At 46.0% G+C, this 16,302-nt stretch carries 15 protein-coding genes; 9 read left to right on the top strand and 6 right to left on the bottom strand.

From position 1 onward, the window contains the following. Positions 1-27: 27 nt before the first annotated feature. From spoT to V1358_RS12425, 3 genes are all read left to right on the top strand, one after another. A complete protein-coding gene (gene spoT / locus V1358_RS12435) occupies positions 28-2,133 on the top strand; it encodes a bifunctional GTP diphosphokinase/guanosine-3',5'-bis pyrophosphate 3'-pyrophosphohydrolase (RefSeq protein WP_347392022.1) in 2,106 nt (701 codons plus the stop codon). Positions 2,134-2,142: 9 nt separating this feature from the next. Then, entirely contained in the window at positions 2,143-2,535 is a 393-nt protein-coding gene (gene ridA, locus V1358_RS12430) for a RidA family protein (protein ID WP_347393729.1), read from the top strand. 115 nt (positions 2,536-2,650) lie between these two features. Next, on the top strand, positions 2,651-4,270 hold the full coding sequence (locus V1358_RS12425) for a flagellar assembly protein A (RefSeq protein WP_347392024.1): 1,620 nt from the start codon (positions 2,651-2,653) through the stop codon (positions 4,268-4,270). Positions 4,271-4,330: 60 nt separating this feature from the next. Here the strand turns inward: V1358_RS12425 and asnA are convergent, their stop codons facing one another. Beyond that, positions 4,331-5,323, bottom strand: a complete 993-nt coding sequence (gene asnA / locus V1358_RS12420; protein WP_347393728.1) for an aspartate--ammonia ligase — start codon at positions 5,321-5,323, stop codon at positions 4,331-4,333. 156 nt (positions 5,324-5,479) lie between these two features. On the opposite strand from asnA, the gene asnC reads away from it, so the two are divergent. The 3 genes from asnC (at position 5,480) to recG (ending at position 8,862) form a co-directional block, all read left to right on the top strand. Next, positions 5,480-5,938 (top strand): transcriptional regulator AsnC, encoded by a 459-nt coding sequence (gene asnC, locus V1358_RS12415; RefSeq protein WP_347393727.1) that lies wholly within the window; start codon positions 5,480-5,482, stop codon positions 5,936-5,938. A gap of 49 nt (positions 5,939-5,987) precedes the next feature. Continuing rightward, the gene (gene trmH, locus V1358_RS12410; protein WP_347392051.1) at positions 5,988-6,683 is read left to right on the top strand and encodes a tRNA (guanosine(18)-2'-O)-methyltransferase TrmH; all 696 of its coding nucleotides are present in this window, start codon (positions 5,988-5,990) and stop codon (positions 6,681-6,683) included. 94 nt (positions 6,684-6,777) lie between these two features. After that, positions 6,778-8,862 carry an ATP-dependent DNA helicase RecG gene (gene recG, locus V1358_RS12405; protein ID WP_347393726.1) on the top strand — a complete coding sequence of 695 codons (2,085 nt, stop codon included), beginning with the start codon at positions 6,778-6,780 and terminating at the stop codon, positions 8,860-8,862. Between the two features lie 40 nt (positions 8,863-8,902). On the opposite strand, the gene V1358_RS12400 is transcribed toward recG, so the two are convergent. Then, positions 8,903-9,832: a porin gene (locus V1358_RS12400; protein ID WP_347392028.1), complete on the bottom strand. Its 930-nt coding sequence runs from the start codon at positions 9,830-9,832 to the stop codon at positions 8,903-8,905. Between the two features lie 141 nt (positions 9,833-9,973). Next, entirely contained in the window at positions 9,974-10,846 is an 873-nt protein-coding gene (locus tag V1358_RS12395; protein ID WP_347392029.1) for a LysR family transcriptional regulator, read from the bottom strand. Between the two features lie 94 nt (positions 10,847-10,940). On the opposite strand from V1358_RS12395, the gene maoP reads away from it, so the two are divergent. Next, a complete protein-coding gene (maoP, locus tag V1358_RS12390; protein ID WP_347392030.1) occupies positions 10,941-11,315 on the top strand; it encodes a DUF413 domain-containing protein in 375 nt (124 codons plus the stop codon). A gap of 83 nt (positions 11,316-11,398) precedes the next feature. Continuing rightward, positions 11,399-12,652, top strand: a complete 1,254-nt coding sequence (locus V1358_RS12385) for a GGDEF domain-containing response regulator (protein WP_347393725.1) — start codon at positions 11,399-11,401, stop codon at positions 12,650-12,652. Here V1358_RS12385 and rarD read toward each other — a convergent pair. Both rarD and V1358_RS12375 read right to left on the bottom strand, forming a co-directional pair. Continuing rightward, positions 12,627-13,523: an EamA family transporter RarD gene (gene rarD / locus V1358_RS12380; protein ID WP_347392032.1), complete on the bottom strand. Its 897-nt coding sequence runs from the start codon at positions 13,521-13,523 to the stop codon at positions 12,627-12,629. The two genes, V1358_RS12385 and rarD, sit on opposite strands and share 26 nt — an antisense overlap. An 86-nt stretch (positions 13,524-13,609) precedes the next feature. Then, positions 13,610-14,062, bottom strand: a complete 453-nt coding sequence (locus V1358_RS12375; RefSeq protein ID WP_347392033.1) for a thioesterase family protein — start codon at positions 14,060-14,062, stop codon at positions 13,610-13,612. 121 nt (positions 14,063-14,183) lie between these two features. On the opposite strand from V1358_RS12375, the gene recQ reads away from it, so the two are divergent. Further along, on the top strand, positions 14,184-16,001 hold the full coding sequence (gene recQ, locus V1358_RS12370; RefSeq protein ID WP_347393724.1) for a DNA helicase RecQ: 1,818 nt from the start codon (positions 14,184-14,186) through the stop codon (positions 15,999-16,001). Here recQ and V1358_RS12365 read toward each other — a convergent pair. Further along, the gene (locus tag V1358_RS12365) at positions 15,983-16,279 is read right to left on the bottom strand and encodes a c-type cytochrome (RefSeq protein WP_347393723.1); all 297 of its coding nucleotides are present in this window, start codon (positions 16,277-16,279) and stop codon (positions 15,983-15,985) included. The genes recQ and V1358_RS12365 overlap by 19 nt on opposite strands. Positions 16,280-16,302: the final 23 nt, after the last annotated feature.

Here is a 16,302-nt window from a genome sequence, read left to right as displayed (position 1 = left end):
TATCGCCTCGTTGTGTTTGGAGCGTGAATGTACCTATTTGAAGGACTAAAGAAGAAAATCTCTGAATACCTAGCACCCGATGACGTGGCGCTGGTTCAAAAAGCCTATGTAGTGGCCAGAGAAGCCCATGAGGGGCAGTTTCGCTCAAGTGGCGAACCTTATATCACCCACCCTGTCGAAGTAACGCAAATTCTCGCGAACATGAAACTAGACCATGAAACCCTCATGGCCGCACTCATGCACGATGTTATTGAAGACACAGACTTTTCCCAACAAGACTTGGCGGAAATTTTCGGTGAAACTGTCGCTGACTTAGTTGAAGGTGTCAGTAAACTCGACAAGCTCAGCTTTAAAGATAAAAAAGAATTCCAAGCGGAAAACTACCGCAAAATGATCATGGCGATGACCCAAGATATTCGTGTCATCCTTATCAAGCTTGCCGACAGAACACATAACATGCGTACGTTGGGCTCACTTCGCCCTGAAAAACGCCGACGTATAGCCCGTGAAACTCTTGAGATCTTTGCCCCTATCGCCAACCGACTCGGTATTCATGACATCAAGAATGAGTTGGAAGATCTTGGTTTCCAAGCTCTTTACCCAATGCGTTATCGCGCGCTGAAATCAGAAGTAGCTAAAGCACGCGGTAACCGTAAAGAGGTGATCAGCAACATCCAAGGCGAAATTGAATCTCGCCTAAGAGAATCCGGTATTCAAGCGCAAGTGTCTGGTCGCGAAAAGCACTTGTACAGCATCTACCGTAAGATGCTAAATAAAGAGCTTATGTTCAATGAAGTGATGGACATCTACGCATTTCGCATTGTCGTCGACAGCATGGACACCTGCTACCGAGTACTCGGGGTGGCTCACAACCTCTACAAACCAATTGAAACGCGATTTAAAGATTACATAGCCGTACCAAAAACCAACGGCTATCAGTCGCTGCACACATCACTCGTTGGCCCGCACGGTATCCCAGTTGAGATTCAAATCCGAACCTTAGACATGGACCACATGGCAGACAAAGGGGTCGCGGCGCACTGGATGTATAAAAAAGCCGGAGAAAACTCAGGCCACACTGCTCAGCAGCGTGCGCGCCAGTGGATGCAATCTCTGCTTGAACTGCAACAAAGCGCAGGCTCGTCATTTGAATTCGTTGAAAACGTAAAGACTGACCTCTTCCCTGAAGAAATTTACGTATTCACGCCAGATGGGCGCATCATTGAATTGCCGATGGGAGCCACTGCTGTTGACTTCGCCTATGCCGTGCACACAGACGTTGGTAATACCTGCGTGGGCGCCAGAGTAAACCGCAAGCCACACCCACTGAGCAAAGCACTGGATACAGGTCAAACCGTTGAGGTTATTACCAGCTCTGGGGCACACCCAAATGCGACTTGGCTCAACTTTATTGTGACCGCAAAAGCACGTTTGTGCGTACGTAATTACCTCAAGAGCCAACGCCATGAGGAAGCTTTGCAACTGGGACGTCGTTTACTAGACTCGTCACTTGGTGAGCACAAGCTAGATGAGCTTAGTGAGGAGAGCATCAGCCGCGTACTTGAAGAGCATCAAGTTAATACTATGCTCGAATTACTTGTGGAAATTGGCTGTGGCAATATCATGAGTGTGCTTGTGGCTAAACGCCTACTGCAAGGTGATGCTGCCGATCTCGATAAGCTCGCACAATCGACCAAAGCCGCAATCATAGGTACCGAAGGCATGCTGGTAAATTACTCCAAGTGTTGCCGTCCTGTACCAGGTGATGACATCGTCGCCTATGTGAGCCAAGGTAAAGGCCTAACCGTGCACCGCCATGAATGTAAGAATATCCGTGGCTGGCAAAATGAGTCATCGAAATACTTTGTGGTGAAGTGGGAAGATAACTCAGAAAAAGAATACATAGCCGCACTGCGCGTGGAAATTATCAACCACCAAGGTGCACTGGCAAAACTAACGAGTTTAGTCGCCTCAACAGGGGCAAACATCGTTGAATTACAAACTGACGAAAAAGAAAGTAACCTTTACGTAATCGACCTAGGCATCACAGTGAAAGACAGAATTCACGTCGCCAACATTATGCGTCGCATCCGAGTCATGCAGGACGTACAAAAGGTCTATCGTAAGAAATAAAGGAAGATCATGAATAAAATTATTATCTCTACCGATGAAGCTCCTTCAGCTATCGGTACATATAACCAAGCGGTAAAAGTAGGCACTGCAGTCTACCTATCAGGTCAAATTCCATTGGTACCGAGTACTATGGAAATGGTTTCGGATGACTTTGCTGAGCAGACGCATCAAGTGTTTAAAAATCTAACTGCGGTGTGTAAAGCTGCGGGTGGCGAATTACAAGATATGGTAAAGGTGAATATTTTCCTTACTGACTTAAGCAATTTTGCCACTGTGAATGAAATTATGAGCCAATACTTTAAAACACCCTATCCAGCCCGCGCTGCAATCGGTGTAAAAGAGCTACCAAAAGGCTCTCAAGTTGAGATTGACGGCATTATGGAATTGCCTTCAACCAACTAATGTACCCAATAGGGGTAGTTTTGACTACCCCACCCCCAAACACTTCCAATCTCCTTACAAATCTCATACAGTATTGCAACGCATATCTAAGTCGTGTGCTTGCAAGGAATTATTAGTGTTTAGATTAGCCCATAACGGCAACATACTGTTCAATATCACTCAAGACTCACCCGCTCCCAAAACAAAGGCGTTACTCATTGAGGCTCTTCAAAACTCTGAGTTTGCGAGTTGCAAAGTCGATGACGAACAGATTGATAAATACTACAGTGGCAAGGAAACTGGCCCAACTATCGTTGTAGCTAAAAAAGTAGACGCAAGTCTTGAAGTAACAATTGCTGACGACAAGATGTCTGCTGTCGGGCGTTTAACCACGGCACAAGGCGGCAAAATGCTCAGCCTTCAAGATGGTAAAAAAGCCATCGTGGTTGCCGGCGTGCGTCGCGGCTACCAACAAGCTCTCTTAGAAAAATTACTGAAACAACAGTTAGAATTGCCACCAGGCAGCACGGTAAAAGGGACGCTCGCTAAAGGACGCTTGCCAGTAGACGGTAAACCGAGTGAACTTATTAAAGAAACCCAGACCTTGCGTGATCGCGTAAATAAGCCAACACGCCGCGAAGACGGCACCGTTGATATGCGCGATTTTGGTAAAATGGCCAGCGTAAAGCCTGGTGCACTGTTAATGTCGCAAAAACCAGCCACTCCGGGCGTAGAAGGCTTCACCGTAACCGGTGACGTATTGGAACCCAAAGCGGGTGAACAGATTACACTTACAGCTGGTGAAGGCACACAAATTAATCCTGAAAACCCACTACAACTCATCGCAACGGTTGTGGGTGTGCCAGTTGAAACCGGCAACGGCATGCGTGTTGACGACATATTTACCATCGCCGAAGTGACTGTTAAAAGTGGTCACATCGATTTCGATGGTTCGGTCCTCATCACCCAAGGTGTGGCACCAAACATGCGTGTGACAGCCAAAGGTGACATTAGCGTAATGGGCACGGTTGAATCAGCCATTTTGAACGCATCAGGGGATGTGGTCATTAAACAAGGGGCATTTGGTCACCCCAACCACCAAAATGAAAACCAAGATTTGACCTGTCAAATTACTGCTGGCGGGAACATTCATATTAGCCATGCGCAATACGCTTACCTTGAAGCGACCAATGTTTATGTTGACCGACAAGCAAGCCATTGCCAAATAAAAGCTATCGACAGCGTGATTGTCGGGCCTCCTGATAAGCCAAACGGCATTCTTTTCGGTGGAGAAATTGTCGATGCGCTGCGTTTAGAAGCTGGCGAAATTGGCAGTGAATCTGGTGCCAAAATGAAAGTAAATCTAGTTTCTCGCGGTGCGGATATTACTGCCGACAATGACGAATGCGTCGCGCAACTTTCGTATACCGACGAAAAACTACTGTCATTACAAGAAGCTCTCGAAAAAGCTGAAGCAGTCAAAGACGCTGAAAAGAAAAAACAGCTGATCGATAAAATCGGCCAAACACAATTAAGCCTTATACAGCAAGCCGATGAATTAGAAACCAAACTCAGTTCATTGGAAAACACACTGAATAACCTTCTCTCTGGTGCAAATTTAGTTGCCCATAAGAAACTGAATCCAGGTGTTGAAATCAAAATATTCGATAAGTTATTAAAAACTGCACGCCAATACCCTCCCTGCACAGTTAAGTTAGAAAAGAGCAAAATCGAAGTCGAATTTAAAACCAGTTAACACAACTGAAAGACATATAAAAAACGGCACCTCACTGGGTGCCGTTTGTGTTTAGGGAGTTTATAACAGAGCTTCTCGTTGTTTCACATCTTGAGGCCAAACACTCACTTGCACCTGACCAATATGCTTTTTCTGTAGTAGCAGCATTGCCAATCGCGATTGCCCGATACCACCACCTATGGTTTGTGGTAGCTCTTTGGCTAGCAACGCTTGATGCCAAGGCATCTGTGCTTTATGACTTTGACTGCTTAGCTCTAGCTGGGTCAAAAGAGACTCAGGGCAAACACGAATGCCCATTGATGAAATCTCAAACGCATCATCAAGTACAGTGTTCCACACTAAGATATCGCCGTTCAGTCCAGGCAGCCCGTCCTCACCGGTCGTTGACCAATCGTCATAGTCTGGTGCGCGTACATCGTGGCGTCGTCCATCTGCAAGTGCTCCACCTATGCCGATTAAGAACACAGCGCCATAGCGTTTACATACTTCGCGCTCGCGTTCTTTCGCACTTAAGTCTGGATACTCTTGGCGCAACTTCTCAGCATGAATAAAGTGGATCTCTGGTGCCAAAGCAGGTTCAATTCCAAATTGCTCACCGACATACGCTTCGGTGGCTTTAATTGCCCCATAAATTTTACGAACAGTGTCTTTGAGTGATGCTAAGCTTCGCTCGCTGCGTTCACAAATAACCTTTTCCCAATCCCATTGATCAACATACACAGAATGAATTGGGCTTAACCTGTCTTCATCTGGGCGCAATGCTTTCATATTAGTATATAAGCCACTGCCCACTTCAAACCCATATTGTGCCAGTGTTTTACGTTTCCACTTAGCTAATGAATGCACCACTTCATAGCGTTGTTCAGGGAGCGTTTTCACCCGCACCGACACAGCTTGCTCGTGGCCGCTCAGTTCGTCCTGAGTGCCATCTCCGACTTGTGCCAATATCGGTGCTTGCACTTCAATCAAGTTAAGTGCCTGTGCTAATTGCTGTGAAAAAACCTGTTTAACTGCGCTTATCTGTCGCTGACTCTCAATATATTCTTTGCTCATGGCCTCATTCCCATTGCTGCATTGGCTTCGTTGTTAAAACAATACCGCACAAGAGAAAACATTCAACACCATCTAACAAAAATAGCTTTACTTAAAAATAAAAATCAATTTAACATTGAAAAATTAAACGAAATTCAATAAATGAAGGTTTTTGCTATGACAAATTATCGATTTGATAATCTCGACAAATCCATACTCGGTGCATTAATGGCAAATGCCCGTACACCGTATGCAGAATTAGCAAAACAATTTTCAGTAAGTGCAGGAACGATTCATGTACGCATTGAAAAAATGCGTCAAGCGGGTGTAATTACTGGCACAAAAGTCAGCGTGGACGCGAAACGATTAGGGTATGACGTATGTTGCTTTATCGGTATAAACCTCAATAATGCACGCGATTACCCACAAACACTGGAGTTGCTGCGCGAGTTAGATGAAGTTGTAGAAGCCTACTACACTACGGGCAATTACAGTATATTTATCAAGGTAATGGCGCGTTCAATCGAACACCTTCAAGATGTGCTTATCAATAAAATTCAAGCAATTGAAGCGATTCAGTCAACAGAAACACTGATCTCCTTACAAAACCCAATTAATCGAAGTGTGACCACATAGCAACATTCGCGTATAATCGCGGCACTTTTTTATTGCAACATCCATGGCCATGACTCAGAAGCGTTATCACCGAGTAAAACAGGTATTAGACAGACGACAAACAGATCTCACTGTATGTCTTGATGAGGTGCACAAGCACCATAACCTTTCCGCCATTGTGCGCACTGCAGATGCGGTAGGCTGCCATCATGTTCATGCCGTGTGGCCTAAAGAGCAACGTCGTCTAACCAACAACACCTCAGGTGGCAGTAAAAACTGGGTCGATACGCATATGCATGATGATATTGATACAGCCGTTGCAAAAATAAGAGAGCAAATTCCCGGCGTACAACTGCTTGCAACGAACCTCTCTGACGAAGCCGTTGATTACCGTGAAATCGACTACACCTTGCCAACTGCCTTTATCGTTGGCCAAGAGCGTGAAGGGATCTCAGACAAAGCATTAGCTCATGCAGACAAACACATCGTTATCCCCATGCAAGGCATGGTGCAATCACTCAACGTATCTGTTGCTGCGGCGCTAATATTGTATGAAGCACAGCGCCAACGTGAAGCCCATGGCTTGTACGAACGCAATATGCTCGACGAGGACATCAAGCACACCTTACTTTTTGAGGGCTGCCACCCGATTATTGCCCATCAATGCAAGGAAAAAGGGCTGGCTTACCCTGCACTAGATGACGAAGGCGAAATCATCGCCGATGAAGTATTTTGGGACACCTTACGTTACAAACGTAAAAAGTAACGCCTGCCTAGCGTTGCAATAACAGCAAAGACAACCTAAACACTTGAAAGCAAACCCCTTCAATCAGTACACTTGAGTTAACACTGATTGAAGGATGCCGCAGTTGCCGAGCCTGAATACTTACCCTATCACTGACCTCAAAGGCGTTGGCCCGAAAATGGCTGAACGCTTGGCAAAGATTAGCGTGCACACCGTACAAGATATGTTGTTTCATCTGCCACTTCGTTATGAAGACAGAACGCGTATCGTCCCTATCAATGAATTGCTGCCCCATACCCACGTGTGTGTGCAGGCCACTATCGAAAATGCCTCTATCACCTTTGGCCGCAAGCGCATGCTGATTTGTCAGCTCAATGATGGCACAGGCCGAATCACCCTACGTTTTTTTAACTTCTCGGCAGCACAGAAAAATGCCATGCAGACGGGCAAGATAATGCGCTGCTTTGGTGAAGTTCGCCGCGGCAAGGTGGGGTATGAAATGGCACACCCTGAATACAGTATCAGTGATAGCTACGAAGAGCTGCCCGAACAAACCCATTTAAGCGCGATTTATCCAACGACCGAAGGGCTTAAGCAACTTTCTATTCGGAACTTAGTGACTCAAGCTTTAGCCATTCTCAATCGCGCCCCCATAGAGGAACTTGTGCCAGACAATTATCGTCCTGCTGGTTGGGCACTTAATGAAGCGATTCGGTTTATTCATGAGCCGCCTATTGATGCAGACATGACGGCCCTAGAATTGGGCGAGCACCCAGCACAACAACGTTTGGCCTTTGAAGAGCTGCTAGCGCATAACCTCAGCCTGTTAGCGCTGCGCCAGCGTGCCCAAGACCACAATGCTGTGGCACTTGCACCTACTCATGAGTTGGAAAACGTATTTTTGGATTCTTTGGGTTTTAGCCCTACAAATGCCCAGCAACGAGTGGTCGCTGAGATTAAAACTGATATGCAGCAGCCACTGCCTATGATGCGTTTGGTGCAAGGAGACGTTGGCTCGGGTAAAACACTGGTCGCGGCGCTAAGTGCGTTGTGCGGTATTTCTGCTGGATACCAAGTGGCATTGATGGCTCCCACTGAAATTCTCGCTGAACAACATGCGCTGAATTTCAGCCGTTGGTTTGAACCACTGGGAATTAATGTAGTAATGCTTGGAGGCAAAACCAAAGGCAAAGCGAGAGAACAAGCGCTTGAGTCCATCGCCTGTGGTCAGGCACAGATGATCATAGGCACCCATGCCCTATTCCAAGAACAAGTCGAATTTAAGAACCTTGTGCTTATCATCATTGATGAGCAGCACCGTTTTGGCGTGCACCAACGGCTGTCACTGCGAGAAAAAGGTCGCTTTGGCAATTGCTACCCGCATCAACTCGTGATGACGGCCACGCCGATACCCCGTACCTTGGCGATGACAGCCTATGCTGATTTGGAGACGTCAGTGATTGATGAACTCCCTCCAGGGCGAACGCCGGTAACGACGGTTGCCATTGCTGATACTCGCCGTGATGAAGTCATCCAAAGAGTGTTCAATGCAGTCAAAGAGCAAGGCAGGCAAGTTTACTGGGTTTGCACCTTGATTGATGAGTCCGATGCACTGCAATGCCAAGCGGCGCAACTCACATCTGAAGAACTGACCGAGCGTTTGCCCGAATTACGTGTGGGGCTAGTTCATGGTCGCCTGAAGGCGGATGAAAAACAGCATGTTATGGAGCAATTTAAACTGGGTAATATTGATGTTTTGGTAGCCACCACAGTGATAGAAGTCGGTGTTGATGTACCTAATGCCAGCCTGATCATCATTGAAAACCCAGAGCGCCTTGGTCTTGCGCAATTACATCAGCTGCGTGGTCGCGTTGGTCGTGGTGCCGCAGCCTCACACTGTGTATTGTTATATCACGCGCCATTGTCACACACAGCCCAGTTAAGACTGGGCGTATTGCGCGACAGCAATGATGGCTTTGTTATTGCCGAACGTGATTTACAAATTCGCGGCCCGGGGGAAGTATTAGGCACCAAGCAAACGGGGATGGCTGATTTCAAAGTGGCTGATTTAGAGAGAGATAAAGCGATTGTCAGCCAACTGCGCCCGATTGCTAAGCGCATCTTAGTTGAGCACCCCAACGAAGCAAAAGCCCTATGCATTCGCTGGTTGGGAGATCGTTCCACCTACGCTCAGGCATAAAAAAACCTGCCGAAGCAGGTTTTTATTCACTTTAATGAGCTTAGAATTTGTATTCTAAGCCAAGACCCACGTAGCTATTGTCTTCTTTTAGCTTGTAGTCGTAATCTGTGTAGAACGCGAATAAACGAGTGCTTTTGTGTAGGTTATAATCAGCACCGATGCTGTAACCTGATTTGTCAAAGCCGTCATCGCTATCAAGCGTTTGGTATTGTGCTTTCAAGGTGAACTTGTTGATGTCGTATGCTGCTGATACTAAGAAGCCATCGCCTTCAACATTGTCTTCAATACGCTCTTGTGTTTGGTACATTGCACCTAGCTTAACGCCTGCAAGTTTAGTAGCGAATGTAGCACGTAAGATGTCATAACCTTCCATCTCGTAGTCACCCGCGATTGCTGCGTAGAATTTGCTTTCTTTTAAGCTACGGTCACCGTAAGTAAGAGCTGCTGAGTAAGTGTTGTCGCCTTCAGCATTGTCTTCTACAACATACGTTGCATAAGCACGGAAGCCATTGAATGAGCTTGAGCTGTAGTGAATAGCGTTACCAGTACGTACTTCACCTTTGAATACGTTCTTGAAGTCACCTTCTAGGTCGTTGAATTGGTCAACTTTACCTTGAGACTTACGCAGTGCAGAGTAATCACGACCTAGCGCAATCAAACCATACTTACCTTTAAGACCTAAGAATTGGTTACGTGCAGTAATGTTGTCTTTACCATTTTTCGAGTCAGCATCTGACACATCTACCATGAATTCGAATTGATAAACGGCTTCCAAACCGTCAGTGATTTGCTCACCACCGCGGATACCGAAGCGTGATTCATTGCTTTTAAGCTCAGTGAATGAGCCTTCACCTTCATCCGTGCTTTGTACTGTTAGGTTAGCCTTACCATACAGTTTCACATCTGCCATTGCAGAAAAAGACATACCAGATGCTACTGCTAGCACTAATAAAGAAGGAGCAAATTTCATAGTTGTTTCCTCAAAAAAATATCGCAACACATTATTTCAATGCGGGCAGTCTGCCAGCGTTAAATTACAGAAATATGACAACTGAAACTTAATGTTCAATAAATCGTCATCCGGGTGACACCAAAGTGTCACAACAATGACTTATTTACCTTTATTTTCAGTCACTTCCTCGCCCAGCAATTGTAGCTGATGTTGCAATTTTTCTATCAAATCTTTTTGCTCATTATCTTTGTGGAAGGCAATAAATATGTCACGAGAGGTTTGGGGTACCCCTTCTACTAAGAATAATTCACCCGAATCTAGGTATTGTTGTGCCTGTACTCTTGGCACAAACGCACTACCGCCGCATCGCAAGATCAGTTCAAGTGCGATACGCCCAGTGCTGGTGCGAAAATACGGGGGGGCCGAGTTGGCAAAATTGCGCGCATGCCATAGCGAAAACGCAGTGCCCCAATCAACAAAGACATACTGATTATTAAAGAAGGTCTCGGCGGTTGCATCCGCATAACTAGATAAAGGAATGATATCTAGTGTGCAAATGGGCTCAACGCACAACTCATCTACTTTAGGTAAATCAAACAGTACGGCGAGATCTAAGGTGCGCTCCAGCAACAAGCGCGTGCTTTCTTGTTGGTTCTTCACCTCTGCAACTAACGAAATACCCGGCATGGCTGATACCACATGAGCAATACCAAACTGTAAAAAGGCATCCCAAATATTAGCGGTACCACTGAGCGCCAACTGACGGCGCATATTATCCGCCAATGCCACATCGAGCTTGGCACGTTGCACACCTGTCACTATCAGCTTAGCGTGAGGCAATAAACGCTCCCCAGGCGGTGTGAGCTGAATATTGTTGCGTTGACGTAGGAACAGATTTACGCCCAGGCTTTGCTCCAGTTGACGGATACGAAAGCTCACTGCGGATTGCGTAATATATAAGTTCTCCGCAGCACGGCCAAAATGGCGAGTGCGAGCCACTTCGATAAAGGTTTTAAGTAAATCTATATCCACTCGTCTTTATCCTCACGATAAAAATTTTTTGTTTAATAAAACCAAGTTTCTGTACCATACTCCAGCCGAAATCTCTTGTAAAAAGGAGTCTGCTATGACGGCCAATCAACTTGTCGAGTTACGCAAAGCGTTCCCGTGTGATCATAAGTTCTACAATGATGAAAAATTCCCTCGAGGCTTTAGCCGCAGTGGAAGTTTCACTCTCCAAGAGTCTGAAATCATCGAGAATCATGGTCGCTTACTCAAAGCGTTACAAGAACAAACAATCGAACCAAGTAACGATACTCAAGCACATTTTGTTGCCGCAACGAATGGGCAGTCTACACCGATTAACCCAATCGAAAAAGCGTGGATAAAGTACCTTAAATTAACAACGAGTAAAGCACGTTTCTTTACTTTATTCGGACGCAAGCGCAGTTATGATGCACCGGAAGTCGAAGTTGAGATTGATTCTGACGACCTAGATTGATAAATAGCCATCATTGACGACTTGCTAAAAAGTTGGATTAGGGGGTAATCTAAAACTAACTGTTGCTATGCGGCGCTAATTATATGCCACAGCGTTTACTGTTAGTTGAAGATACCCCTACGATTGCAAAACTACAGACCCTGATAGCGCAGCGCGCAGGGTACGAAGTAGACCTTGCCGTGTCCCTCGCACACGCAAAAACCCTTTGCCAAGAACACACCTATTACTGCGCCGTGGTTGATTACATTCTTCCAGACGCCGGCAACGGTGAAGCCATCGACTACATCATTTCACAACAGATACCCTGCATTGTTATGACGGCGCAGCTCAACGATGATGTACACAGTAGTATCAACGAAAAACCCATTGTTGAGTACATCACCAAAGAAAATAGGCAGTCTTATCATTACCTGGAGAAAAGACTGGCCAGCTTACCGCGTAACGAAAAAACGACTGTACTGGTTGTTGATGATTCGCGAACAACGCGAGAGTACCTTGCAAACTTACTAAAACGCCAACTCTACCAAGTCGAAATCGCCGAAGACGGATTGGACGCTTTGAAAAAGCTAGAGCTCAACAGCGATATCAAAATCATCGTCACCGACAGCGAAATGCCTAATATGAACGGCAATGAGTTATGCGCTAAAGTTCGTGAGCGTTACACCCCAGAAGAAAAGGTCATTATTGGTGTGTCCAGTACCGCAAACTCTCATTTAAGTAGCCGTTTTCTAAAAAATGGCGCCAACGATTACCTCACCAAGCCATTTAATGAAGAAGAGTTCTATTGCCGCATAAATCAGAACATGGATTTGGTTGAGCAGTTTGAAAAAGTCCGCCAGCAAGCAAATCATGATGATTTAACCAACCTTGCCAACCGAAGACACTTTTTCACAAGCGGACAAAAGTTTCTGAAGCATTGTGCAAAACATAAGCGCAGTATTTGCGTCGCCATGTTAGACATCGACCATTTTAAAGACATTAACGATAGTTATGGGCACGACGGCGGTGACGAGGCACTCAAGTATTTCGCCGCTTTATTCATCAAACACTTTAATGAGCATTTCACTGCCCGAATGGGAGGAGAAGAATTCGCACTGCTATTTAAACATGGGCGCTACCAAGAAGCATACAAGAGCTTGATGGCATTTCGCGATGAATTGCGCACCCGCTGTGTAACCTCTGCGACAAACACATTTTCGATCAGTGTGTCGGTTGGTTTGATCGAGGCCCACAGCTATGACCTCGACCGTCTACTCACCGCTGCAGATAAAGCCATGTATCAAGCTAAATCTCAAGGCCGCGACCAAATAGTTATGCGACAACTTGACGACGACTGAAGCGCCATGAATCCCAAGTGAAAATAACTAATGCAGTCCAGATACACGCGAACGTGACCACACGTTCCATATCAAAGGCTTCACCATACAGAAGCACTGCAAGTAGGAACATCAAGCTTGGGCCAATGTATTGGAAGATACCTATGGTGCTGTACTGCAAACGCTTAGCAGCGGCAGTAAAGCAAAGTAAAGGTAATGTGGTAACGATACCCGCACTAATAAGCAACAAATTTAATTGCCAATTATTATCGGCCATGTCCGAACTCATGGTTGGCGCTGAAAAGTACCAATACAACAAGGCCGCTGGCAATAGAATGAAGGCCTCAAGTAACAATCCCGGTAAAGACTCCACCGGCATTTTCTTACGAATTAAGCCATAAATCGCAAACGATCCCGCCAAAGCAAATGCCACTGTAGGGAAAGAGCCAAAGCTGATCACTTGAATCGCAACGCCAGTGGCCGCCAATGCAACAGCAATCATTTGCCATTTGCGTAAGCGCTCGTGTAAAAATGTCACCCCTAAGAGGACGTTGAGTAGCGGATTGATGTAATAACCAAGGCTAGCGTCGAGCATATGGTCATTGTTAACAGCCCAAATAAACAGGCCCCAATTAAAGCCAAGTATCGAAGCACTCAATACCAACAATACTAGGTATTTAGGTTTGCCAAGAATAAACTGCACCTTATGCCATTGCTTCAGAATACCCACGATCACAGCCAGAAATAGGACGGACCAAATCACTCGGTGAGTAAGAATCTCCAGCGCTGGTACATGTAAAAGTTGCTTGAAGTAAATGGGTGCGACACCCCACATAACAAAAGCCAGAGCAGCAAAGAGCATACCCTTCTTGGCTTGAGGATCAGACGACATAGAAACAATCACTTAGAAGTAAAAAGCTATTTTATACCCAAAGTGCATTAAGAAGCGAGGCGCAGTAACAGCGAAAAGTGGAGAATCTACCCCACCAAATAGGTTCCTGTTCCAAATGCGATTTGCACCCCTTGATCATTGTGCAATTCCATCCGACACACGCAAACCTTATTTCCCGAGCGTATTAATACCGCACTGGCACTAAATCGCTCCCCCTTACCCGGGCGCAAATAATCAGTACGTAAATCTATGGTTCCTAACGTGGCTAATCGAGACTGTAGAGTGTGCGCTGCATCGTCCGCGACTTTATCAACCACTGAGGCTGCGGCGAGCAGACCGCCAACAGTATCGAGTAACGTTGAGATCACGCCGCCATGTAAGATACGTTGTTGAGGATTGCCAATGAGCTGCTCTTGCCATGGCATGGAAATCTTAGCCGATTCACTGTTGAGTTCAGTGATGCTGATTCCGAGCAATTGATTAAAGGGCATCTTCGCAAATACTTGAGCTAATTGATTGTATGCGAGTGTTTTATCCATGGCATCGCCTCCAACTGGTATGAGCAGTTAATCCTACCCCGAGATTAGTTTTTAAGCAAAGTTACCTGATTGCCATATCAAGTGCAGACAAGGTTATTAAAAGCCTCTAAAATAGCCCGCCATGAGCAGTGTATCCGCATTATTTAACGAGCAAACACCAGAGCAGATCCTTGAGGATGTCTTTGGTTACAGCCAATTTAGAGAGGGACAACAGCAGGTGATTAACGCCGTGCTGGGAGCCCAAGATGCGCTCGTACTAATGCCAACTGGTGGTGGTAAATCACTGTGTTATCAAGTACCTGCCATGCTAATGAGTGGCGTGACTTTAGTCATTTCTCCACTTATTTCCTTGATGCAAGATCAAGTTGCGCAGCTTAATACACAAGGCGTTAAAGCGGCTTACATCAACAATTCTTTGTCACGCGAAGAGCAACAGTTGGTTTATCAGCAACTTAATGATGGTGAGCTTAAGCTCTTGTATGTGGCGCCAGAAAAAGCACTCCAATATGAATTTTTAGAGCGCCTGACTTATATCCAACTTAGTCTTATTGCCGTTGACGAAGCGCACTGCGTGTCGCATTGGGGCCATGATTTTCGCCCGCATTATTTCCGTCTAAGCGAGTTGAAACAGCGTTTTGCTCATGTACCAATGATGGCACTCACAGCCACAGCTGACAGCGCCACTCGTGTCGATATCGTAAATCAGCTTGGTCTGCGCTCCCCATATGTTCACATTGGTAGCTTTGACAGACCCAATATTCGCTACACGATAGAAGAAAAATTTAAACCATTCGCTCAGTTACTACGTTACTTGCGCGGTCAAAGTGGCCAAAGCGGAATTATTTACTGCACGAGCCGCAAGCGAGTGGATGACTTAGCGCAAAAACTTAGCGAGTCGGGTTTCAACGTTGCTGGCTATCATGCAGGTATGAGCAACGAGTCACGGCACTTTGTGCATAACGCCTTCGCCAAAGATGATATTCAAATCGTTGTGGCGACGGTCGCTTTTGGAATGGGCATTAACAAGCTCAACGTGCGCTTTGTGGTGCATTACGACATTCCCAAAAACATTGAGTCTTACTACCAAGAAACAGGTCGTGCTGGGCGCGACGGTTTGGCCGCTGAAGCAATCATGTATTTTGATCCCGCAGATGTTCCTCGAGTAAGACGTTTTTTTGAAGACATTGAAGATGAGCAACGCCGCTTAGTCGAAGAGCAACGCTTCAACGCCATGGCAAACTTTGCCCAAGCTCAGACTTGCCGCCGTCAAATCCTGCTCAATTACTTCAGTGAATATCAGCGTGAAGCTTGTGGTAACTGCGATATCTGCTTGAATCCACCACAACAATTCGACGGCACGACCGTGGCACAACAAGCACTTTCATGCGTGTACCGGGCAGGCCAACGCTTTGGCTTGGGGTATATCGTTGAAGTGTTGCGAGGAGCCAATACCCAACGTATTCGCGATATGGACCACCATAACCTCAGCACCTACGGCATTGGCAAAGAGCACAGCAGTGAGTTTTGGCTCAGTATCTTGCGTCAACTCGTGCACCAGGGATTATTGCATCAAGATATTACCCTTGGTTCCGTACTACGCCTCACCGAAGCTGCTCGCCCTGTTTTAAAAGGTGAATACCGATTGCAATTGGCCGAGCCTCGCTTGCAAGCAAAACACGTTTACCAAGACAAGCTGGCGCAATTTAATTACGACAAGAAGCTATTTGCAAAACTACGCGCTCTGCGCAAACAGTTAGCTGATGAAGATGATGTGCCGCCATATGTAGTCTTCAATGACAAAACCTTGGCGGAAATGGCGCAATTAATGCCGACCAACGACACCGAGTTTTTAAAAGTATCCGGTGTTGGTTTCACCAAACTCAGTAAATACGGTGGCGCTTTTATGACATTAATCCGTAACTATTTATCTGCGGAATAGTCAGCGGCTTCTATTTCCTGCACGTGAGGTTCGCCATAATAATCGGCAAGCTGTTCGATTTGTTGCTGCGTGAGCGAAGATGCAATAGCTGACATAATCGCATGGCGACGTTTGCGCGCTTTGTAATCCTGCAACTGCTGCAACAAATACGCGCGATGCTGTCCTTTCAAGTTCGGTGTTTTTTCAGCGCTGGCAACACCATCAAGCCCATGACAGCCTTGGCAGCGTTTCACTAGTTGCTCTGCAGCAGCACAAGGCAGCGCCAATATAAAAATCATGAAGTAACTATATTTCATATACA

Source organism: Pseudoalteromonas pernae, assembly GCF_039831865.1.
In the GTDB taxonomy this organism is placed as follows: Bacteria; Pseudomonadota; Gammaproteobacteria; order Enterobacterales; family Alteromonadaceae; genus Pseudoalteromonas; species Pseudoalteromonas pernae.
Note: the sequence above shows the minus strand (reverse complement) of the source record. Positions and strands in the feature narration are given on the sequence as shown.

What these genes read in the sequence shown, in the direction of transcription:
- spoT (WP_347392022.1), top strand. Translation starts at nt 28, where the DNA reads ATGTACCTATTTGAAGGACTAAAGAAGAAAATCTCTGAATACCTAGCA.
- ridA (WP_347393729.1), top strand. Translation starts at nt 2,143, where the DNA reads ATGAATAAAATTATTATCTCTACCGATGAAGCTCCTTCAGCTATCGGT.
- asnA (WP_347393728.1), bottom strand. Translation starts at nt 5,323, where the DNA reads ATGAGCAAAGAATATATTGAGAGTCAGCGACAGATAAGCGCAGTTAAA.
- asnC (WP_347393727.1), top strand. Translation starts at nt 5,480, where the DNA reads ATGACAAATTATCGATTTGATAATCTCGACAAATCCATACTCGGTGCA.
- trmH (WP_347392051.1), top strand. Translation starts at nt 5,988, where the DNA reads ATGACTCAGAAGCGTTATCACCGAGTAAAACAGGTATTAGACAGACGA.
- recG (WP_347393726.1), top strand. Translation starts at nt 6,778, where the DNA reads ATGCCGCAGTTGCCGAGCCTGAATACTTACCCTATCACTGACCTCAAA.
- V1358_RS12400 (WP_347392028.1), bottom strand. Translation starts at nt 9,832, where the DNA reads ATGAAATTTGCTCCTTCTTTATTAGTGCTAGCAGTAGCATCTGGTATG.
- maoP (WP_347392030.1), top strand. Translation starts at nt 10,941, where the DNA reads ATGACGGCCAATCAACTTGTCGAGTTACGCAAAGCGTTCCCGTGTGAT.
- V1358_RS12385 (WP_347393725.1), top strand. Translation starts at nt 11,399, where the DNA reads ATGCCACAGCGTTTACTGTTAGTTGAAGATACCCCTACGATTGCAAAA.
- rarD (WP_347392032.1), bottom strand. Translation starts at nt 13,523, where the DNA reads ATGTCGTCTGATCCTCAAGCCAAGAAGGGTATGCTCTTTGCTGCTCTG.
- V1358_RS12375 (WP_347392033.1), bottom strand. Translation starts at nt 14,062, where the DNA reads ATGGATAAAACACTCGCATACAATCAATTAGCTCAAGTATTTGCGAAG.
- recQ (WP_347393724.1), top strand. Translation starts at nt 14,184, where the DNA reads ATGAGCAGTGTATCCGCATTATTTAACGAGCAAACACCAGAGCAGATC.
- V1358_RS12365 (WP_347393723.1), bottom strand. Translation starts at nt 16,279, where the DNA reads ATGATTTTTATATTGGCGCTGCCTTGTGCTGCTGCAGAGCAACTAGTG.